The following is a 21,340-nucleotide window of genomic DNA, read 5'->3' as shown; positions in this document are numbered from 1 at the left end:
GCGAAGAGCGGCGTGCCCCCCTGTCAGGAGCACGCCACTGGATCCACGTGATCGTTTCACACTTTCTTTACGGGTCAAGAGGCTTTATGTGGATCTTTTCCCCAATAGTTCGATCTCGGCGAGGACGTGGTCGCCGCCGTCCGCCGGCCGCAGCCGGTAGTGCCGGTACGCGCCGGGCCGTGCCACCGAGAAGACCCGCGTCTGCCGGTCCCAGGCGAAGGCCTCGCCCGTACGCCGGTCGGCCTCCTGCCACTCCCCGGTGCCGTCCCGCGAACCCTCCAGCACCCAGCCGTCCGGGGCCTTGGCCCGGTCCGCCGAGGTCAGGGTGTACGAGGTCACGCGCGCGCCGGACGGCACCTGCAGCAGGGCCGTGCCGAAGGAGACGTCCGTGACCGACGTGTCGTCGGTGAGGGGCGAGGTGCCGGGCGCGGTCAGGTCCTCGTCCGGCACGGGGGCCGCGAAGTCCTTGCTGATGGACGCCGGCCCGTCGGCGCGGCCGCTGCCCCAGGACGACGGCTGCGGGCCCATGTCGAACTCCAGGGTCGCGCCCTTGGCGAGGACCGCGTGCGGGAGCGCCGTCGACCGCCAGGCCTTGCCGTTGACCCGCAGGCCCTGCACGTACACGTTGCGGGCGCTGTTGCGCGGGGCCTTCACGACCACGTCGCGGCCGCCCTCCAGATGGAGCGTGGCCTTCCGGAAGAGCGGCGACCCGATCGCGTACTCGCCGCTGCCCATCACCAGCGGGTAGAAGCCCAGCGCGCCGAACAGGTACCAGGCGGACATCTCGCCGTTGTCGTCGTCGCCCGGGTAGCCCTGCCCGATCTCGCTGCCGAGGTAGAGGCGGGACAGCACCTCGCGCACCTTCTCCTGCGTCTTCCACGGCTGCCCGGCCGCGTCGTAGAGGTACGTGATGTGGTGCGAGACCTGGTTGCTGTGCCCGTACATGCCCATCCGCACGTCCCGCGCCTCGGTCATCTCGTGGATGACCCCGCCGTACGAGCCGGCGAACTCGGGCGCCCCCGTCTCCGGCGTGCCGAAGAACTGGTCGAGCTTCTCGGCCAGGCCCTCGCGGCCGCCGTACAGCCCGGCCAGCCCGCGGGTGTCCTGCGGGGCGTGGAAGGCAAAGTTCCAGCCGTTGGTCTCGGTGTAGTCGTGGCCCCAGACGTGCGGGTCGTAGCGGCCGGGCGGCAGGCGCCGCGAGCCGTCGGCGTTGCGGCCCTGGAAGAAGCCGACGGCCGGGTCGAAGAGCTTGACGTAGTTGCGGGCGCGGTTCAGGAAGTACGCGGACTCGTCGCGGTAGCGGGCCTTGCGGGTGCGCTCGTAGAGGGCCTTGCCCATCGTCGCGAGCCCGTAGTCGTTGAGGTAGCCCTCCAGGGCCCAGGACATGCCCTCGCGGGTGGTCGTGCTCGTCCAGCCGAGGAAGGGGGAGGTCTCCATGCCCTTGCGGCCGACGCCGGGCTGGGTCGGCACGACGGTGGCGTTCTTGAGCGCGGCCTCGTACGCGGCCTCCGCGTCGAAGGAGACGCCCTTGGCGTAGGCGTCGGCGAAGGCCACGTCGGAGCTCGTGCCCGTCATCAGGTCGGCGTAGCCGGGGGAGGACCAGCGCGAGATCCAGCCGCCGTCCTTGTACTGCTGCACGAAGCCGTCGACGAGCCGCCCCGCCTGCTTGGGCGTGAGGAGGGAGTAGGCGGGCCAGGCGGTGCGGTAGGTGTCCCAGAAGCCGTTGTTGACGTAGACCTCGCCGTCGGCGATCCGCGCTCCCGTACGGGTGGGGGTGTTCTCCCCCTCGGGGCGGGAGAAGGGGCTGGCGTAGCGGTGGCGAGGGCGGGCGCCGGTGCCGGTGTTCTCGAAGCCGGAGTTGGGATAGAGGTAGAGGCGGTAGAGGCTGGAGTAGAGGGTGGTGAGCTGGTCGCGGCTCGCGCCCTCGACCTCGACCCGGCCGAGGAGGCCGTCCCAGGCGGCGCGGGCCCGGTCGTGGACGCGGCCGAAGGAGGTTCCCTCGGGGATCTCCTGCTCCAGGTTGGCCTTCGCCTGCTCGGTGCCGATGAGGGACGTCGCGATGCGCAGGGTGACGGTGCGGTCCTTGCCGGGGGCGAGGCGCAGCCAGCCGGTGGTGCCCGCCTTGTCGTCCGGTTCGCTGCTCGCGGTGACGGGCGTGTCGAGCACCCCGTAGACGAACATGCGGCCCGCGCCGACGGACAGCCCGCTGCGCACGTCCGAGTAGGCGGTGAAGGAGCGGGTCTCGGGGTCGAGGGTCAGGCCGCCCTGGTTACGGACGTTGTCGAGGACGAGGGCGGCGCTGTCCGCCGCTGCCCCGTCACCCGGATAGGTGAAGCGCATGACCGCGGCGTGGTCGGTGGGGGCGATCTCGGCTTTGAGGCCGTTGTCGAAGGTGACGCCGTAGTAGTGCGGCCGGGCGGTCTCGTTCGCGTGGTGGAAGGGGAGGGCGCGGGCCGTCCGGCTCGTGCCGGGAGGACCGGTCCCGGGGGCGACGGCCGGCATCACCTGGAAGGTCTGCCGGTCGCCCATCCAGGGGCTCGGCTGGTGGCTCGCGCTGAACGCCTGGATGGTGGGGAGGTTGTCGGCGTTGTTGGCGGCGGCGTACTGGTAGAGCCAGTCCATGGCGCCCGCGTTCGTGACCGGCGTCCAGAAGTTGAAGCCGTGGGGGACGGCGGTCGCGGGGAAGGTGTTGCCCCGCGAGAAGCTCGCGCTGGAATGGGTGCCGCGCGTCGTCACGGCGTAGTCGGCGAGGTGCGCCGGGGGCTTCTCGGCGGGCGCGGGCGCGAGGGAGATGTCGTCGACCCAGCCGCGGAACCGCGCCGGCCCGGCGGGGGAGTCGTACGCCACCAGCACCCGGGCCACGGTCTTGCCCGCGGCCACGGCCCCGATGTGCGACTCCTTGTTGTTCCACTGGTTGACGTAGAGCGTGCGGGAGCCGGCCTGGCCGCGGGGCGTGAGGGGCGCGCCGTGCTGGTCCACCGCGCCGAGGTCGCTCAGATAGGTGCCGTCCGTGAAGGCGAGGTCCAGGGACACGTGGGTGGCGGGGTAGCGCAGGTCGACCTCCGGCATGGAGGGGAAGACCTTGTAGGAGAGGACGGTGCTCGGGGTGACGCGGAGGCCGCCGGTCATCGAAAAGATCTTGTTGTAGGAGTAGGCGCGGCCCATGGCCTGGTGGACGCCGCCGTAGCGCAGGGCGCGGCGCCCGGAGAAGCCGGCGCGCGCCTTGGCGGTCGGGGAGCCCTTGGGGCCGCCGTCGACGTAGCTGCGCATGTCGGAGGGCGGCGGCGGGCCGGTGTAGTACGGCGCGAGCTGCACCTCGGCGAGCTGCGTGATGTCCTCGCCGCTGTTACGGGTTAAGTCGAGCCGGTAGTGGCCGTAGGGGGTGGTGTTGGTGAAGGTGAACTCGCGGGTCTGGAACCGCTTGTCGAAGGTCTCGCCCTTGCGGGTGTCCAGCGGCGTCCAGCTCTTGCCGTCCTGCGAGCCCTGGAGGACCCAGTCGCGCGGGTCCCGGCCGGGGGCGTCGTTGGCGGACGTCAGGGCGTAGCGGACGGCGGTGACCGGCTCGGCGAGGTCGAACTCCAGCCAGGCTCCCGCCTTCTCGAAGGTGAGCCATTTGGTCGTGCTCTCGCCGTCGACGAGGTTCTCCTTGACCTCGCCCGAGCCGGCGTTCTCGCCGCTCGCCCGGATGTCGGTGACGGAGTCGCTGACATTGCCGGGGATACCGCGGGTGTCGTTGCCGTCGATGCCGGCGGTGCGCTTGCGGCCGTCGGGGGTGGAGTCGACGGTGTTGCGCCAGTCGGGCTGGGGGTCGCCGGGTTCGAAGGAGGAGGCGAAGTGGTCGGCGGGGCGGGGGGCCTCGGCCTGCGAAGGGGCGGCCTGAGGGAGCTGAAATCCCGTCATAAGGGTGACGGCCAGAAGGAGCACGAGTGAGGGGGCGGGGCGGGGCCGTCGGTGTCGCCGGGATCTGTGCCAGTACCGCCGCCGTCCCTGCCGCATCGCATGTCTCCCATGTCTCGCAACGTGCAGACAACGTTGTCAAGTGAGCCGCGCAGAGATAAGTAGGGCGTGGGAGGCGGGTGGTGTCAAGGGTCTCGGAGTTGGTGTCGTCACCACCGGGCTCACCGGCCGGAGCGGGACCTCGTACCGCGGGAGGTCTCAACTGAGGTCTCAACTAGAGAAAGACTGGCGGCGGAAGCTGCTCCCGATCTTGCCCAGTTGGTGAGAAGTGGACTATACCTGTCGGCTACCGGGGAGGCTCCGAGGGCCGCTGCGGCGGATCCGGGGGAGAGCGACAGGGGGAACGTCGCGGCCACGTCACCGCTCCCGGCGCGCACACCCAGCACACCAAGCACACACCCAGCACACCAAGCACCACACCCAGCACACCAAGCACCACACCCAGCACACCAAGCACCACACCAAGCTTCAACTGACCCGCGGTGTCGGGCCCTTCGGCAACTCTTGTGAGCAAGGGGAGAACCGGTGCACCGCCTGAGTCCTGGAGAAGGCGAGGACTTGAGCATGGGATCGAGCATGGGATCCACAGGGGAGTTCGGCCGGCGCGACCTGATCAAGAGAGCGGCCGCACTCGGCCTGATCGCGGTGCCGTCGATGGGCGTGCTCAGCGCCTGTGCGTCGGGCGGCGGCAGCGACGACAACAAGGTCGACAAGGGGACGAAGAGCGAGAAGAACCCGCTCGCGGTCAACGAATCCGCGCCGCTCGACGTCGTCATCTTCGACGGCGGTTTCGGCCAGCAGTACGCCAAGGACGCAGAAGCCGAGTACAAGGCGGCGTATCCCAAGGCCGAGGTGAAGCACGCGGCCACCCAGGAGATCCAGACCCAGCTCCAGCCCCGCTTCAACGGCGGCACCCCGCCGGACCTCATCGACAACTCCGGTGCCAAACAGATGGACATGGGCACCCTGGTGGGGAAGAAGCAGCTGACCGACCTCAACGCACTGCTGGACGCGCCGTCGATCGACGACCCGTCGAAGAAGGTACGGGACACGCTGCGGCCGGGCGTCGTCGAAATGGGCCGGTTCGAGGGCCAGGAGACCTGGATCCTCTACTACGCGTACACGGTCTACGGCGTCTGGTATTCGAAGACGGCGCTGGAGAAACTGGACGCGCAGTATCCGGAGACGTGGGACGAGATGCTCGCCGTCTGCGAGAAGGCGAAGAAGAAGGGCATCGCCGGCTGGACGTACCCCGGCAAGTTCCCGTACTACCTGCCGTTCAGCCTCTACCCCTTCATCGCCAAGATCGGCGGCCGGGAGGTCCTCGACCGGATCGACAACCTGGAGCCGAACGCCTGGAAGGACCCGGCGGTCAAGGCGGCCTTCGAGGCGTACTACGAGCTCTACAAGAAGGGCTACATCCTCCAGGGCACCCCCGGCCTCACCCACATCGAGTCGCAGACCGCCTGGAATCAGGGCAAGGCCCTGTTCATCCCCAATGGATCGTGGGTCGAGAACGAGTCGAAGAGGACCACCCCCGCCGATTTCAAGATGGCGGTCGGGGCGCCGTCGAGTCTCGATGCCAAGCGCGACAAGATGCCGTTCGGCACGATCTGGGCCTCGGGCGGCGAGCCGTTCATCGTGCCGAAGAACGCGAAGAACCCGCAGGGCGGCATGGAACTGCTGCGCATCATGCTGGGAAAGAAGTCTTCGCAGAACTTCATCAAGCAGGTCTCGTCCCTGACGTCGCTGAACGGCGGAACGGAAGGCCTGACGCTGCCGCCGGGCCTCAGCTCCTCGCAGGAAGCGCTCGCCAAGGCGGGGGAGAACGTGGTCAATCCGCGGATCCAGGACTGGTACGTCGCCCTCCAGAAGGAGAAGATCGGCGTGGCGGCGCTGGGCGAGATGATGGCCGGCCGGATGACCCCGGACGAGACGATCGCCAAGATCCAGAAATTCGCGGACGGTGTGCGTGCGGATGACTCGATCAAGAAGTACCGGCACAAGTAGTCAGGCGGTAAGGGCTGAGGCAGATCGTAGGCGGCGGCGCGAACCGGGACGGTGCCGCGTCCGCCGCCCCGCATCCGCGGCTCCGCGCCCGCGGGAGATCGGGGTCGAAAGGCAATGCAGCACGGTAAGTACCGGTTCATCGTGGGGTTCCTGGCCGTACCCCTGGTGATCTACGCGGTGTTCGTGATCTCGCCGTTCCTCCAGGCGATCTACTACTCGTTCACGGACTGGACGGGCCTGAGCCCCGACTTCAAGATGGTCGGGGTCGGGAACTACCGGAAGATGTTCGCCGACGACGTGTTCTGGAAGTCCGTCGGCCACAACGTCCTGTTGCTGCTGGTGCTGCCACTGGTGACGCTCGGACTGGGCCTCTTCTTCGCCTTCATGCTGAACGTCGGCGGGCGGAGGAGGAAGAACGCGGCGGTGGCGGGCGTCCGCGGCTCGGGCTTCTACAAGGTCGTCTACTTCTTCCCGCAGGTGCTGTCGATCGCCATCGTGGCCCTGCTGTTCCAGTTCGCGTACAACCCGAACAGCGGCGCGCTGAACTCCTTCCTGAGCGCGGTGGGCCTGGATTCCGTACAGCCGAACTGGCTCGGTGACCCGGATCTGGCGCTGTGGTGCGTGATGGCGGTGATGGTGTGGAGCAACGTGGGCTTCTACGTCGTCCTGTTCTCGGCGGGCATGAGCTCCATCCCGAAGGACTTCTACGAGGCGGCGCTGCTGGACGGCGCGAACCGCATCCAGACCTTCTTCAGGATCACGCTTCCGTTGTTGTGGGACACGGTTCAGACCGGCTGGGTCTACATGGGCATCATGGCGCTCGACGGATTCGCGGTCGTGCAGATCATGACGGTGGGCCCCGGCGGACCGGACTACTCGACCGAAGTGCTCGCCTATTTCCTCTACACCAAGGCGTTCCGGGACGGGCAGGCCGGATACGCGACCACGCTCGGGGTCGCCCTGCTCATCGTCACCATGATCTTCGCCGGCATCGTGATGAAGCTGGGCCGGCGCGAACGGCTGGAGTTCTGATGGGCGTCGCGGAGAACGGTGCGGAAAGCGGTGCAGAAAGCGGTGCGGAGACCGGGGCTCCGGTGGTGGACTCCCCCGAAGGGCGCATGGGCACCGAGGGAAGGTTCCTCAACGTCTTCTCGCACGGGGTGCTGATCCTGTGGGCCCTGATGGTCACGCTGCCGCTGCTGTGGGCGGTGATGAGCGCCCTCAAGGACGACAAGTCCATCTTCACGTCGCCCTGGGCGCTGCCCACGAGCCTGCACTTCGACAATTGGTCGAGGGCGTGGTCGCAGGCGCACATGAGCGAGTACTTCTTCAACTCGGTCGTGGTGGTGGCCGGTTCGCTGTTCGGAACGATGCTGCTGGGCTCGATGGCGGCGTACGTCCTGGCGAGGTTCGAATTCCCGGGAAACCGCTTCGTCTACTACCTGTTCGTGGGCGGGATGAGCTTCCCGGTGATCCTGGCGCTGGTCCCCCTGTTCTTCGTGATGAAGAACATGCAGCTGCTGGACACGTACCACGGCCTGATCCTGGTCTACATCGCGTACTCGCTCCCGTTCACGATCTTCTTCCTGAGCGGCTTCTTCCGCACCCTGCCCTCGTCGGTCGCCGAGGCGGCCCTGATCGACGGCGCCTCGCACACGAGAACGTTCTTCCAGGTGATGCTGCCGATGGCCAAGCCGGGCCTGATCAGCGTCGGGATCTTCAACTTCCTGGGCCAGTGGAACCAGTACCTGCTGCCGGCGGTACTGAACGTGGGCGACGAGGACAAGAAGCTGCTGCCCCAGGGTCTGGTCGCCCTCGCCGTCAGCCAGGGCTACAAGGGCGACTGGTCGGGCCTCTTCGCGGGCCTGGTCATCGCGATGCTCCCGGTCCTGGCGGCGTACATCGTCTTCCAGCGACAGGTCCAGGCGGGGCTGACGGCGGGGGCGCTGAAGTAGCTCCCTGGTGCCTGCCTTCCGGGGGCAGGCACCAGGGAGCCCTGGAGCGCTGCCTACGGGCGGCGGCCGTGGTCGTGGTCGCGGTCGTGGTCGTGACGGTCGTCGTGGTGGTCATCCCGACGGTCATCCCGGCGATCGTCGCGACGGTGGTCGTCGTCCCGGCGGTGGTCATCCCGGCCGTGGTCGTCGTCCCAGCGGTGGTCGTCATCGCGCCGGTGGTCGTCCCTGCCGTGGTCGTCGTCGCGACGGTGGTCATCCCGGCCGTGATCGTCATCGCGGCGATGGTCGTCGTCCCGGCGGTCGTCGTCGTGGTGATGGACCTCGTAGGGGTGCACCCACCAGCCATTGCGGCAGACACGGCCCTCGGCGTCACGGTCACCCTCGTCGTAGACGCCACTGCCTCTGATTTCCCCGTTCGGCCCTGGGCGTCCGTTCGAATAGACGTACCGGCAGTCGGCGGGGGCGGGGGGAGTCCCGGGCGCCGCGGCCTGCGCCACGGGGAGGACGGGCAACGCGGCACCGGTAGCGCAGAGAACCACCAGCGCTGCACGCGCAACATTTCGCATTCGGATCGCCCTTCATTGGTGGGCCGTGCCATCTCGCGGCGCGACCCTGGAAGAACCACGATGTCGAAGGACGAGTAACCCTCTGGGGCGTATCCACACCAAACCACACGAATGCGTATTGTGGTGTGTTAGACGATAAATGTGAATTAGCTGGAAGGCGGGAGCCGGCTGTCACCCAGTGCGCATGACGGTGGGCGGGGTACTGGGCCCCGCCCACCGTCATTCCACGACCCGCCGGTCAGGCCGCCGCGGCCGGGCTGCGCTTCCGGCGCCGGGCGGAGAGGAGTTTCACGCCCGGCTTCTCCACGTACTCGTGGAGGAGTACCGCGCCGAAGAGAGACACTGCCAGGACCAGCCCGAGGTGCAGGCTCACCGGGATGAGCAGGTGGTGCTTCTTGAGGAAGTGGTCGACGCTGAAGATGACCATTTCGTGCACCAGGTAGAAGGCGAAAGAGACCTCACCCAGGTAGACCGTGACGCGGTTCCGGAACGGTGAGGGCTCTCCTCGGACATCGGCACGGGCCGCCGCGGCGATGGTGAGCGTGTACGGAACGACCGTGTCGGCGGCCCAGTGGAAGTCGAAGGGCATGACGTGGGACGGCCCGAAGACGACCAGCACCGAAAGGGCGACGCTGGTGGTGAGCCCCGGGCCGCGCCAGTTCCCGCTCTTCACCAGCAGGGCGACCGCGATGCCGATCACGAACTCGAGCAGCCGGACGGGCGGGAAGATGTACAGCATGAACTTGGGGTCCCAGCCCGTCGCGTGGGCGATCCGGCCGGCGGCGAGCGGGGCCAGGACCACGCACAGATTGCCGGCGATCACGGTCGCCCACAGTCCCCGGGTGGAGAACCGTCGAATGATCTTCACCACGAGCGGGAAGCTCAGATAGAAGAGGAACTCGCAGCTCAGTGACCACGAGACGCCGTTGTACCCGAACCACCAGTCCTTCCGGTTGGGAATCCAGGACTGGGTGAGGCTGAGGTTGGTCAGGGCGATCCGGGGATCGAGGGCCTTGCCCATCCAGATCATGGTGAGCACGGCGACGAAGAAGGTCACCAGGTGACTCGGGTAGATCCGCGCGAAACGGCGCCGCCAGAATCCGGTGACGGTGTCGCGGGGTCGTGCGGACCAGGCGAGGACGAACCCGGAGAGGATGAAGAAGAACGACACCGCCGAGGGGCCGGCGTAGACGACCTCCTTCAGCCGGAAGACGTGCACCGAGGTGCCGGTCGACACCTCCTCGTAGAAGAAGTGGAAGCAGGCGACGAGCAGCGCCGCGTACCACCGGAGGCCTGTGAGCGAGTCCAGCCGCACCCGTGAGACGGGGGGTTTGCTGGACACCTCGGTGGTGGTGGGGGTTATCAGACTCACTGTCGGCTATCCCAGGTGAAGAGCAGGCGAGTTCCGCGGCGTGGGTCACATCGCGGAGCCTGGCGAGGGCATGGCGCGGGCCCTGGGCGAAGCGTCCCCGGGGCCCACGGAAAGGCCTGTGTCCCGCCCGGTGGTCGCGGGCAGGGGACACAGGCTGTACTGCGGGTGGCCGGGGCCGCAGGAATGCGGCCCCGGCTGCAGAACGAATGAGCACGAAGCGCCCATCTTATATGCAAGATGGTCACTACACGAGGTGTCTCCGTCACAGGTTCGCCGAGTCGGGGCATCACGACTCGCCCGCGAACTCTGTTACCCACGGTTCCGGTACACCGAAGATGCGGGGAGAGGCAGTTCCCTGCCCGTCTCGGGGGCGCGCTAGATCCGGACCTTGCTGCCGGGCTCGCCGACCCCGGTGGCGAAGGTGCCGCGCTCGGTCCAACTGCCCCGGCCGTCACCGGTGCCGTTGATCCAGGCCTGAATCACTCCGTTGTCCTGGAGGATGAGGTAGTCGGCTTTGCCGTCGGCGTTGATGTCGGCGAAGCGGACCTTGTGCCCGGGCTCGCCGACGCCGGGGATGAAGGAATCGAGTTCGCTCCAGCGGCCGCGTCCGTCGGTGCCCTTGTCGATCCAGGCCCGCACGGAGCCGTCGTCCTGGACAGCGAGGTAGTCGGCCTTTCCGTCACCGTTGATGTCGGCGAAACGGATGCTGTCCTCGTGTTCGCCGACGCCACCGACGATGGTGCCGAGCCCGATCCAGCTTCCCTGGCCGGTGCCCCCGTTGTTGAGCCAGGCCTGCACTGCCCCGTATTTGTGGACCACGAGGTAGTCGGCTTTTCCGTCGCCGTTGATGTCGGCGAAGCGGACTTTGCTGCCGGGTTCGCCGACTCCGGTGGCGAAGGTGCCGCGCTCGCTCCAGCCGCCGTGGCCGGTGCCGCCGTTGTTGAGCCAGGCCTTCACGGTCCCGTCGTCGTTGAGGACCAGGTAGTCGGCTTTTCCGTCGCCGTTGATGTCGGCGAAGCGGACTTTGCTGCCGGGTTCGCCGACTCCGGTGGCGAAGGTGCCGCGTCCGCTCCAGCTGCCGTGATCGGTGCCGCCGTTGTTGATCCAGGCCTTCACGGAGCCGTTGTCCTGGACGGCGAGGTAGTCGGCCTTGCCGTCGCCGTCGATGTCGACCCGGTAGTCACCGGGCGGGGCCGCCCGGCGCGCCGCGGCCGGCCTGACGTCCACGCGCTGCTGAATCCAGCCGTTCTCCGCGGCCCGGGCCACTCCGGCGGCGAAGGCCTCCGCCATCTTGACGTAGCCGCTGTCCTTGGGGTGGAGGTCGTCGGCAAGGTCGTCCGTGGTGACCGCGCTCATGTCGACGTATCCCACGCGCAAGCCCTTGGCTCGCCGTTCCGTCACGAGTTGGGGCACCACGGCATTGAACTGCTCGATGCGCCTCTGGGTATCGGCCGTCGTGGAGGGGACCAGGGAGGAGACCAGCACGGTCATGTCGGGAGCGGCCGACGTGATCTTGTCGATGAGATCACCGAGGCGCCGAGGGGCCGTGTCCACGTGGTAGTTGTCGTTGAGGTCGTTCGTGCCGATGTGCAGGAGTACGACGTTCGGCTTCGCGGCCGGCAGCCACCACTCGATGTTTGTGGAGAGACCGCCGATCTTCCAGCCCCAGTGGCCTTCGTGATCGAGATCGGGGAGCTTGCCGTGCCGCTCGGACCCCACGAAGTCCAGCTGGTCCGCGTGCGGGGCCAGCCGGCTCCACAGTTCGCCGCGGTAGCCGGACTCGGTCGAACTGCCGGCGCCGTGCGTGATCGAGTCGCCCAGAGGCATCACGGTCAGGTGCGGCACCTTCCAGTCCTTCGTGGTGGCAGTGGCCACGACTGTACGACCGCCGGGTGAGGCGTACGGGGGCTGCGGGTCGGCGACGACGGCATCAGCCGCCATCAGGCCTCCTGCGAGTGCCGCGGTCAGCGTGAGTGCGACCAGCCGCGGCGCCGACGGTCTGAGGCGATTTCTGCTCTTCAAATCAATGACTCTCTGTCATATCCGTTTCTGGTACCCGGAATGCTTCCTCGCGGTGCGAGGGGTGGCTTCTCGTGGCAGCCATGGCCGGACGGCGCTCTTTCGCCGCGGCCCGAGAAAGGCATGCGGGTTCTACTGCGGGGCTTGCTGCACCTTGATGGGGCAAGCCTCGGTGTTCTGCCGCGTTGCGGAGCCCCTGGGTGTTACTTGAGAAGAAGGGCTATTTCGCTGTGAGTGTCGTCGGAGTCGGCTGGGCGAGCCTGGCCGGTACCGTCACGGTCGGCGCGCTACGAGCTCGAGAGCCTGCGTGGTACTGCCGTCGTTGCGGTCGGAGGGTCGGCCCCCTGGGGCCGGCTCCCGCGCCCTTGTTCTGTCCGAGACGGACTCTATGGCCCCGCCGTCGGCGTTCACCGAGGAGCGGAGACTGCAGTCACCCGGCGAGACGCGGACGGCCTCGGGGATTTCCAGAAGTCAGGTGCCCGGTCTGGCGGGGCAATTCCCCGGCGACGACTCCTGCGAGCAGGAGTTTGCGGGCACGTGACATCACCTAGGAGTCCTTCCAAGGGTTTTCTCTGCCGCAGTAGCTACGAGTGGTGCTGCGGTGACAGGCGATATGGGCGAACATACCATACAGTCTGAATCGGGGTGCAGGCCCGTCAGGGGCGCGAATGCGACAAGCATGTGACGAAGTGTCATGTACACGGTCACGCTTGCCTTCTTGTTGGATTGGAGCAATCGGCGCCGCCCAACCGGCCTCCAGTCACCCCTCCGTAAGCTGCCGGTCGCCGGGCCTCGGCTGCGCAGTGGTGTCCGGGGGTAAGGGGCCCGTCGTCGGGGGCCGCGCATAGCTACGGGCCATCAGGCACTTTGCCCCGGAGCTCAGTTGACGGTGACGTGATGTCTGCCATCGCAGGTCCAGAGCCCCTTGTTGAATGCGTTTCGTGGGGCACCGGCCCCCGAATTAAGCGTTGGAGCAAAGTGCGTTCGCCTTACTACAGGTGGCCGACGCAGAGAAGGGTAGATGCTCTGAAGGGGTGGGGAGTGTCTCGAAGCTGTCGCGCATGACTGTGGCGGCCACCGTGGCCGCTATCGCTCCGGCCGCCCTGCCTGCGCTGCGGCGGGTTCGTTCGCGCGGTCGGCCCAGGCCTCGGTGGCGAAGTCCGCCGGACAGCAGGGTGAAGGTCCTGCCGAAAAGGACCAGCAGGCAGAGAAGGACCGGAACGAGATCCAGCGCATTATCAGCACCGGGGGTCCTGGTGTGAAGGATGCGGGCAAGATGGCGTTCGGTGGTGCCCCCGCTTACGTGAGGAAGTCCCTTGAGGTCGGTCAGCTTGAGGCCCGGGATGAGGGCAATCAGGTTCTGGTCCCACAGATCATCGGCTCCGGGGGCGCGGAGTGAGGGAAGCCGGCAAGTCGGCGATGAAGGGCACTCCGCAGGATCGGATCACTTCCTCGCGACCGGCCGGTTCGAGGCGCGTGCGAAGGACAAGGAGGCCCAGAAGCAGAGGCTGGCTGAACTCATTTGAAGCCCCGCCAGGAACTTGCGGGGCTTCAAGCCCTCCATGAATGCGGGCTGAGTGAATCCCTTCGAGGGCGGACCTGCACGGACTGTCGGCGGGCACGACGTGGCTTCACTGATTGTGCATACCCCTGTAGGTCATGTTCACGACGAGCCCGGCCATTGGATCAACAAGGGTGATCTTGCTCTTTGCCGCCGCAGGCTGCGCGCGCATGGTTCTGTCGTCGAGGCGTCCCCTCTCCGTATGAGGCCTTCCATACCAGGGCGGCCTCGATGTGCCTCAAGGCCTTGACGGGGGCTCCGCCGGGCGGCTCAGCTTAGGGTTCATATGTTGTATGGATGCCGGGCTCCAGAGCTGTGGTCCGGTACGGGGACGGCCGGCGTGCCGTGTCCGGCTAGGCGGGAGTGGATGGGCGTGGAGACTCCGGGGTCGCAGTCGTCGCTGCACCGGGCCAACCTTGAGCGGGTCGTGCGGGCCGTACGGACGGCCGGGTCGCTCACACAGGCCGAGATCGCCCGGACCACCGGCCTGTCGGCCGCCACGGTTTCCAACATCGTTCGGGAGCTGAAGGAGGGCGGCACCGTCGAGGTCACGCCCACCTCCTCCGGAGGGCGGCGGGCGCGGAGCGTGTCGCTGTCCGGGGATGCCGGGGTCGTCGTCGGTGTGGATTTCGGGCACACCCATCTGCGGGTCGCCGTGGGCAATCTTGCCCAGCGTGTGCTTGCCGAAGACGCCGAGCCGCTCGATGTGGACGCCTCCGCTGCACAGGGGCTCGACCGGGCCGAGCAGCTGGTCAGGCGGCTGCTCGACGATGCCGGGATCGATGCCGGGAAGATCATCGGCGTGGGGCTCGGCGTGCCGGGGCCGATTGACGTCGAGACCGGGACGCTCGGGTCCACCGCCATTCTGCCGGGCTGGGCCGGGACCAATCCGCGGGATGAGCTGGCCTCACGGCTCAGTGTGCCTGTGCACGTCGATAATGACGCGAACCTTGGCGCGCTCGGCGAGCTCGTGTGGGGCGCCGGGCGCGGGGCCTCCGATCTTGCCTACATCAAGGTCGCCAGTGGTGTCGGTGCCGGGCTTGTGATCAACGGGCAGATCTACCGGGGGCCCGGCGGCACCGCCGGCGAAATCGGGCATATCACGCTTGATGAGTCCGGGCCTGTGTGTCGTTGCGGCAATCGCGGGTGTCTTGAGACCTTTACTGCCGCCCGGTATGTCCTCCCCTTGCTCCATTCGGCCCACGGGACCGATCTCACTGTCGCTCGCATGGTTCAGCTTGCGCGCGAGGGCGATCCCGGCTGTCGGCGGGTTATTTCGGACGTCGGTCGGCATATTGGTAGCGGCGTGGCCAATCTGTGCAATCTGCTCAATCCTCGCCGTGTGGTGCTGGGCGGGGATCTAGCCCCCGCCGGCGAGCTCATCCTCGCGCCCATCCGCGAGTCCGTCTCCCGGTACGCCATCCCCAGTGCCGCCCGGCAGTTGGAGGTCGTCCCCGGCGCGCTCGGTGGGCGGGCCGAGGTGCTCGGCGCGCTCGCGCTCGTGCTGAGCGAGATGGGTGATTCCACGCTGCTCGACGGGCATGCTCCGGTCGGGGCTCCGCTGCCCGCCTGAGTCCCGGGGGCATCATCTTTCGGGCTGAGCTCGCCTGCATTCGAGCCGAGCTCGGGCCGAGCCCAGCCCTTGCGTTCATGTAGATAACGAATGGCACCGTTGCCATCTCGTTAAGGATTTACTTCTTGACGGCCCCTTGGCGGCCGAGTTGACTTCCAGCCACCTCGGTCGCAACGACGCGGCCATGTCAGGGAGGTTTCTGTAATGAACACACATCTGCGTCGTGCAGCCGTGGCCGTGGCGGCCATGTCGATGGCCGCCGGGCTCGCCGCCTGCGGCAGCGCCAAGGAAGCCGGTGGCGGGGAGTCCAAGAAGGAGAAGAAGGGCCCGCTCACCATCGGGCTCCTCCTTCCGGAGAACCAGACCGCGCGTTACGAGCGCTTCGACAAGCCGCTGATCGAGAAGAAGATCAAGGAATTGGCGGGCGCGGACACCGTCGTCCTTTACGAGAACGCCAAGCAGGACGCCTCCGTCCAGCAGCAGCAGGTCGACACGATGATCACCAAGAAGGTCGACGCGCTGATCGTCGACTCGGTGGACGCGAAGTCGATAGCTTCTTCGGTGAAGAAGGCGAACGACAAGGGAATTCCCGTCGTCGCATACGACCGGCTGGCCGAGGGCCCGATCAAGGCGTACACCTCCGTCGACAACGAGCGCGTCGGCAAGATTCAGGGTGAGTCGCTGCTCAAGGAGCTCGGCGACAACGCCTCCAAGGGCCAGATCGTCATGATGAACGGCTCCGTCACCGACCCGAACGCCAAGATGTACAAGGACGGCGCCCACTCCGTCCTCGACGGCAAGGTCAAGATCGGGAAGGAGTACGACACCAAGGAGTGGAAGCCGGAGAACGCCAACGAGAACATGAAGGGCGCGATCTCCTCGCTGGGCAAGGACAACATCGTCGGCGTCTACTCCGCCAACGACGGCATGGCCGGCGGCATCATCACCGCCCTCAAGAGCGCCGGCTTCGACAAGCTCCCGCCCGTCACCGGCCAGGACGCCGAGCTCTCCGCCGTCCAGCGGATCCTCTCCGACGAGCAGTTCATGAGCGTCTACAAGCCCTACAAGCCCGAGGCCGACGCCGCCGCCGAGCTGGCCGTCGCGCTCGCCCAGGGCAAGAAGCTCGACGGAATCGCCAAGTCCGCCGTCGACAGCGGGACCCAGAAGCAGATTCCTTCCATCATCGTCACCCCCTTCGCGCTTACCAAGGGCGACATCGCGAAGTACGTCGGTCAGGAAGGCTTCTTCAACCGCGACGAGATCTGCACGGACAAGTACAAGTCCCAGTGCGACTCCGCCGGGCTCAAGTAGTCGAGTAGGGATTCCTCAGATGCCTGCCACCCAGTCCACCGAGGCCGGTGCCACCCCCGTCCTCGCCCTCCGCGGGATCTCCAAGCGCTTCGGCGCCGTCCAGGCGCTCACCGACGTCGACCTGGAGATCCGTGCCGGCGAGGTGGTCGCCCTCGTCGGCGACAACGGCGCCGGCAAGTCCACCCTGGTCAAGACCATCGCCGGCGTCGGCCCCGCCGACGACGGGGTCATCGAGTGGGAGGGGCGCCCGGTCACCGTCGACCGGCCGCACGCCGCCCAGGAACTCGGCATCGCGACCGTCTACCAGGACCTCGCGCTCTGCGACAACCTCGACGTCGTCGGCAACCTCTTCCTCGGCCGCGAGATCGTTCGCGCCGGGGTGCTCGACGAGGTCGAGATGGAGCGCCGCGCCCGTGAGCTGCTCTCCACCCTGTCCATCCGGATCCCCAGTGTCCGGATCCCCATCGCCTCGCTCTCCGGCGGGCAGCGGCAGACCGTCGCCATCGCCCGCTCGCTGCTCGGCGAGCCCAAGATCGTCATCCTGGACGAGCCGACCGCGGCGCTCGGCGTCGAGCAGACCGCGCAGGTCCTGGACCTGGTCGAACGGCTGCGCGAGCGCGGCCTCGGGGTCATCCTCATCAGCCACAACATGGCCGATGTGAAGGCCGTCGCCGACCGCGTCGCCGTCCTGCGTCTCGGTCGTAACAACGGGACGTTCGAGGTGGCCTCCACCTCCCAGGAAGAGATCATCTCCGCCATCACCGGGGCGACGGACAACGCTGTCACCCGGCGCCGGGCCCGCTCCGCGGAGGTTGCGGAGGTTGCGGGGGCTGTGGAGGCCACCGCGGCCACCGCGGCCGCCGGCGCCGCCGAGGCGGCTCCGACCACCCAGGCCGCCGAGCCTGCCCAGGCCGATAAGGCCGGCGAGAAGGCCGACAAGAAGGCCGGCGAGACAGCCGCAGCGGACAAGACCGCCCAAGCTGGCCACGCCGACAAGGCCGCCCAGGCCGACAAGCCCGAGAAGGAGGCGGGCGCATGAGCACCGAGCTGCCTACGTCGTCCACCGAGCCGGCCGCCAACGGTTCCAACGGTTCCAACGGAACCAATGGCCAGGCCCCCGCCCACGACGCCCTCCCCGCCGTCGACCCCCGCCTCCTCGTCCGCGAGGAAGGCTTCGCCGGCTACTGGGGCGAATTCCGCCGCAAGATGCGCAGCGGCGAGCTCGGGTCCCTCCCCGTCGTCGTCGGCCTGATCATCATCGCCCTGGTCTTCCAGCTCAGGGACTCGGCCTTCCTCGGCGCGGAGAACCTGAACAACCTCTTCGTCACCGCCGCCGGCACCGGCCTCATCGCGGTCGGCATCGTCTTCGTGCTGATCCTCGGCGAGATCGACCTGTCCGTGGGCTCGGTCAGCGGGCTCGCGGCCGCCGTCTTCGCCGTGCTCAACGTCAACCAAGGCATGCCGGAGTGGCTCGCGCTCGTCCTGGCGATCCTCTCCGGCGCCGTCATCGGCGCCTTGCACGGCTTCTTCTTCGCCCGGATCGGGGTGCCCGCGTTCGTCGTCACCCTGGCGGGCCTGCTGGGCTGGAACGGCCTGATGCTGCAGGTCCTGGGCTCCAACGGAACGATCAACCTGGACGACTCCGGGCTGGTCGCCGGCCTGACCAACCACTACTTCAGCGACGTCGCCGCTGCCTACGGGCTCGCGACGGTCGCCGTGGCCGCGTTCTTCCTGGTGTCCTTCCGCGACAGCAGGCGCCGCGAGGCCGCGGGCGTGCCCAGCCGGCCGCTCAGCGAGATCGTGCTGCGCACGGTGGCGCTGGCCGTGCCCGCCTACGTGGTGGCGTGGCTGTTCAACCAGTACAAGGGCCTGCCGCTGGCTGTCGTGATCTTCCTCGGGGTCGTCGTGGCGCTGGACCTCGTGCTGCGCCGCACCTCGTACGGCCGGAAGGTCTTCGCCCTCGGCGGCAGCGTCGAGGCGGCCAGCCGCGCCGGCATCAACGTCGCCGCGGTCCGGATCTCCGTCTTCGCCCTCTCCGGGACGATGGCGGCCGTCGGCGGAATGTTCCTGGCGTCGCAGATCAACGCCGCGAACCAGTCCTCCGGCGCCGGCAGCCTCCTGATGAACGCGATCGCCGCGGCCGTCATCGGCGGCACCAGCCTCTTCGGCGGGCGCGGCAAGACCTGGTCCGCCCTCCTGGGCGTGCTGGTGATCCAGTCGATCGCGTCGGGCATGGCGCTGCTGGGCATCGCTTCGGCCGTCCAGTACATGATCACGGGCGCGGTGCTGCTGGCCGCGGTCGTCATTGACTCCGTCTCGCGGCGGACGCAGAAGACGGCGGGGCGGGCGTAGGCCCTGCGGGCTGCGCTCTGCCCACGGCGTACCGCCGCCGTCCGCCGCCCGCCCGGGGCGGCGGACGGCGGTGTCTTTGCGCGCGGGACGCGGCCCGCCTGTGTACGGTGCGCCCGGCTGCGTACGGGTATTGCCGTCGTACGGGTGTACGGATGCGCGGGTCCGTCCGGCCGTTGCCGATTGCCGGTGCGTCGTGGCTGGTCGCGCAGTTCCCCGCGCCCCTTCGGGCGCGGTCGCCCGCCATGCGGCCGTACGTGCGAATGGGGCCGCCTGGTCCTCATCGGACCGCCCGGACCGTTCCCCTATGGTGCGTTTTGCCTTGCCGTCCGTCGCTCGTACGTCCGGTCGGGTGACTCAGGTCGCATCACCCGTTCATCGCCACGCCGGGCGGAACATTAGACTCGACGGATCTAGAGGTTCTTCAAGACTTCTACATGTTTCTACAAGCCGACAGCTCGACGAAGAGGAGGCACGGGTGGCCCTGCTGACCCGCATCAGGGAACCGCGCGACCTGGACCGGCTCAGCCCGGAGCAGCTCGACCGGCTCGCCGCGGAGATCCGCACCTTCCTCGTCGACGCCGTCTCCAAGACCGGCGGGCACCTCGGGCCCAACCTGGGCGTGGTCGAGCTGACCATCGCCATGCACCGGGTCTTCGACTCGCCCAAGGACAAGATCCTCTTCGACACCGGGCACCAGGCGTACGTCCACAAGCTGCTCACCGGCCGCCAGGACTTCTCGAAGCTGCGCGCCAAGGAGGGCCTCTCCGGTTACCCCTCGCGCGCCGAGTCCGCGCACGACGTGATCGAGAACAGCCACGCCTCCACCGTGCTCGGCTGGGCCGACGGCCTCGCCAAGGCCAACCAGGTCCTCGGCCGCAAGGACCACGTCGTCGCCGTCATCGGTGACGGCGCGCTCACCGGCGGCATGGCCTGGGAGGCGCTGAACAACATCGCCGTGGCCAAGGACCGCCCGCTCGTCATCGTCGTCAACGACAACGAGCGCTCCTACGAGCCCACCATCGGCGGCCTCGCCAACCACCTGGCCACCCTGCGCACCACGGACGGCTACGAGCGCTTCCTGGCCCGCGGCAAGGACCTGCTGGAGCGCACCCCGGTCGTCGGCAAGCCCCTCTACGAGACGCTGCACGGCGCGAAGAAGGGCCTGAAGGACTTCATCGCCCCGCAGGGCATGTTCGAGGACCTCGGCCTGAAGTACGTCGGCCCGATCGACGGCCACGACATCGAGGCCCTGGAGTCCGCGCTCCAGCGCGCCAAGCGCTTCGGCGGCCCCGTCCTCGTGCACTGCCTCACCCAGAAGGGCCGCGGCTACAAGCACGCCGAGCAGAACGAGGCCGACCGCTTCCACGGCATCGGCGCCATCCACCCCGACACCGGCCTGCCCGTCGCCTCCGGCGGCGCCAGCTGGACCTCGGTCTTCGCCGACGAGATGGTCAAGCTCGGCCAGGAGCGACAGGACATCGTCGCCATCACGGCGGCCATGATGCAGCCGGTCGGCCTCGGCAAGTTCGCCAAGGCCTTCCCCGACCGCGTCTACGACGTCGGCATCGCCGAGCAGCACGCGGCCACCTCCGCGGCCGGCCTCGCCACCGGCGGCCTGCACCCGGTCTTCGCCGTCTACGCCACGTTCCTCAACCGTGCCTTCGACCAGGTGCTCATGGACGTCGCCCTGCACAAGTGCGGCGTGACGTTCGTCCTCGACCGGGCCGGTGTCACCGGTGACGACGGCGCCTCGCACAACGGCATGTGGGACATGTCGATCCTGCAGGTCGTGCCCGAGCTGCGGATCGCCGCCCCGCGCGACGCCGACCAGGTCCGCGCGCAGCTCCGCGAGGCCGTCGAGGTCAAGGACGCGCCGACCGTCGTGCGCTACTCCAAGGGCACCGTCGGCCCGGCCGTCGAGGCCGTCGGCCGCGTCGGTGGCATGGACGTGCTGCGCAAGCCCGCCGAGGGCGTCACGCGGCCCGACGTCCTCATCGTCTCCGTCGGCGCGCTCGCCCCGATGTGCCTGGAGATCGCCGACCTGCTCGACAAGCAGGGCATCTCCGCGACCGTGGTCGACCCGCGCTGGGTCAAGCCTGTCGACGAGGCCCTGCCCGGCCTGGCCGCCGAGCACCGCGTCGTCGTCACCGTCGAGGACAACAGCCGCGTGGGCGGCGTCGGTTCCGCCGTCGCCCAGGCGCTGCGCGACGCCGGCGTCGACCTGCCGCTGCGCGACTTCGGCATCCCGCCGCGCTTCCTCGACCACGCCTCCCGCAAGGAGGTCATGGCCGAGATCGGGCTGACCGCGCCGGACATCGCGCGTCAGGTGACGGGGCTTGTCGCCAAGCTTGACGGGCGGCTTGAGGATGCGCCCGGGATTGCGGGGGCGGCCCCTGAGGCGTCCGGAGCGTCCGGGACTGCCGCCGAGGCTGCTGCGGAGCCTGTGCGCGACTAGGGCTTGCCCTTCCGTACGGCAGCGCCGTCGGTCGGCCGCGGGCCCGCTGTGGCTGGTCGCGCAGTTCCCCGCGCCCCTTACGGGGCGCGGCTGTGCGCGGCTAGTCGTGCCCACGCGGCGGAGCCGCAGGTTGACACCGTCCCGCGCCCCTTACGGGGCGCGGTCGTGCGTGGCCGGTCGTGCCCACGCGGCGGAGCCGCAGATTGGCA

General features: G+C 68.4%; 12 protein-coding genes and 1 pseudogene. 10 read left to right on the top strand and 3 right to left on the bottom strand.

All coding sequences use genetic code 11. The features are described from left to right. Window positions 1-84: 84 nt before the first annotated feature. Window positions 85-3,996, bottom strand: a complete 3,912-nt coding sequence (locus IF61_RS0110140; protein WP_030365958.1) for a GH92 family glycosyl hydrolase — start codon at window positions 3,994-3,996, stop codon at window positions 85-87. 537 nt (window positions 3,997-4,533) lie between these two features. On the opposite strand from IF61_RS0110140, the gene ngcE reads away from it, so the two are divergent. The 4 genes from ngcE to IF61_RS33305 all read left to right on the top strand — a co-directional run bounded on the left by ngcE (window position 4,534) and on the right by IF61_RS33305 (window position 8,566). Further along, complete coding sequence (gene ngcE, locus IF61_RS0110135) at window positions 4,534-5,967, top strand: N-acetylglucosamine/diacetylchitobiose ABC transporter substrate-binding protein (protein WP_030365957.1); 1,434 nt, start codon at window positions 4,534-4,536, stop codon at window positions 5,965-5,967. Between the two features lie 114 nt (window positions 5,968-6,081). Then, the gene (locus IF61_RS0110130; protein WP_030365956.1) at window positions 6,082-6,999 is read left to right on the top strand and encodes a carbohydrate ABC transporter permease; all 918 of its coding nucleotides are present in this window, start codon (window positions 6,082-6,084) and stop codon (window positions 6,997-6,999) included. Then, window positions 6,999-7,922, top strand: a complete 924-nt coding sequence (locus IF61_RS0110125; protein WP_030365955.1) for a carbohydrate ABC transporter permease — start codon at window positions 6,999-7,001, stop codon at window positions 7,920-7,922. The genes IF61_RS0110130 and IF61_RS0110125 overlap by 1 nt, the downstream gene beginning before the upstream one ends. A 68-nt stretch (window positions 7,923-7,990) precedes the next feature. Then, the gene (locus IF61_RS33305; protein ID WP_052392583.1) at window positions 7,991-8,566 is read left to right on the top strand and encodes a hypothetical protein; all 576 of its coding nucleotides are present in this window, start codon (window positions 7,991-7,993) and stop codon (window positions 8,564-8,566) included. Window positions 8,567-8,726: 160 nt separating this feature from the next. Here IF61_RS33305 and IF61_RS0110115 read toward each other — a convergent pair whose 3' ends face one another. Together IF61_RS0110115 and IF61_RS0110110 are read right to left on the bottom strand one after the other, a co-directional pair. Further along, a complete protein-coding gene (locus IF61_RS0110115; protein ID WP_078660100.1) occupies window positions 8,727-9,860 on the bottom strand; it encodes an acyltransferase family protein in 1,134 nt (377 codons plus the stop codon). A gap of 375 nt (window positions 9,861-10,235) precedes the next feature. After that, a complete protein-coding gene (locus IF61_RS0110110; RefSeq protein ID WP_052392581.1) occupies window positions 10,236-11,801 on the bottom strand; it encodes an FG-GAP-like repeat-containing protein in 1,566 nt (521 codons plus the stop codon). Between the two features lie 1,228 nt (window positions 11,802-13,029). Here IF61_RS0110110 and IF61_RS35810 point away from each other — a divergent pair. The 6 genes and pseudogenes from IF61_RS35810 (at window position 13,030) to dxs (ending at window position 21,131) form a co-directional block, all read left to right on the top strand. Beyond that, window positions 13,030-13,278, top strand: a complete 249-nt coding sequence (locus tag IF61_RS35810; RefSeq protein ID WP_157848585.1) for an ALF repeat-containing protein — start codon at window positions 13,030-13,032, stop codon at window positions 13,276-13,278. A gap of 535 nt (window positions 13,279-13,813) precedes the next feature. Then, entirely contained in the window at window positions 13,814-15,013 is a 1,200-nt protein-coding gene (locus tag IF61_RS0110095; protein ID WP_030365951.1) for an ROK family transcriptional regulator, read from the top strand. A gap of 204 nt (window positions 15,014-15,217) precedes the next feature. After that, window positions 15,218-16,324 (top strand): substrate-binding domain-containing protein, encoded by a 1,107-nt coding sequence (locus tag IF61_RS0110090; RefSeq protein ID WP_030365950.1) that lies wholly within the window; start codon window positions 15,218-15,220, stop codon window positions 16,322-16,324. 19 nt (window positions 16,325-16,343) lie between these two features. Continuing rightward, window positions 16,344-17,135: pseudogene (locus IF61_RS0110085) on the top strand (ATP-binding cassette domain-containing protein); the annotation flags it as partial. A gap of 224 nt (window positions 17,136-17,359) precedes the next feature. Next, entirely contained in the window at window positions 17,360-18,676 is a 1,317-nt protein-coding gene (locus tag IF61_RS0110080; RefSeq protein WP_030365948.1) for a sugar ABC transporter permease, read from the top strand. Between the two features lie 475 nt (window positions 18,677-19,151). Next, a complete protein-coding gene (gene dxs, locus IF61_RS0110075) occupies window positions 19,152-21,131 on the top strand; it encodes a 1-deoxy-D-xylulose-5-phosphate synthase (protein WP_030365947.1) in 1,980 nt (659 codons plus the stop codon). Window positions 21,132-21,340 lie beyond the last annotated feature (209 nt).

The organism is Streptomyces roseoverticillatus (assembly GCF_000719265.1).
Lineage (GTDB): Bacteria > Actinomycetota > Actinomycetes > Streptomycetales > Streptomycetaceae > Streptomyces > Streptomyces roseoverticillatus.
The sequence above is the reverse complement of the archived record's forward strand: the minus strand, read 5'-3'. Positions and strand labels throughout refer to the sequence as shown.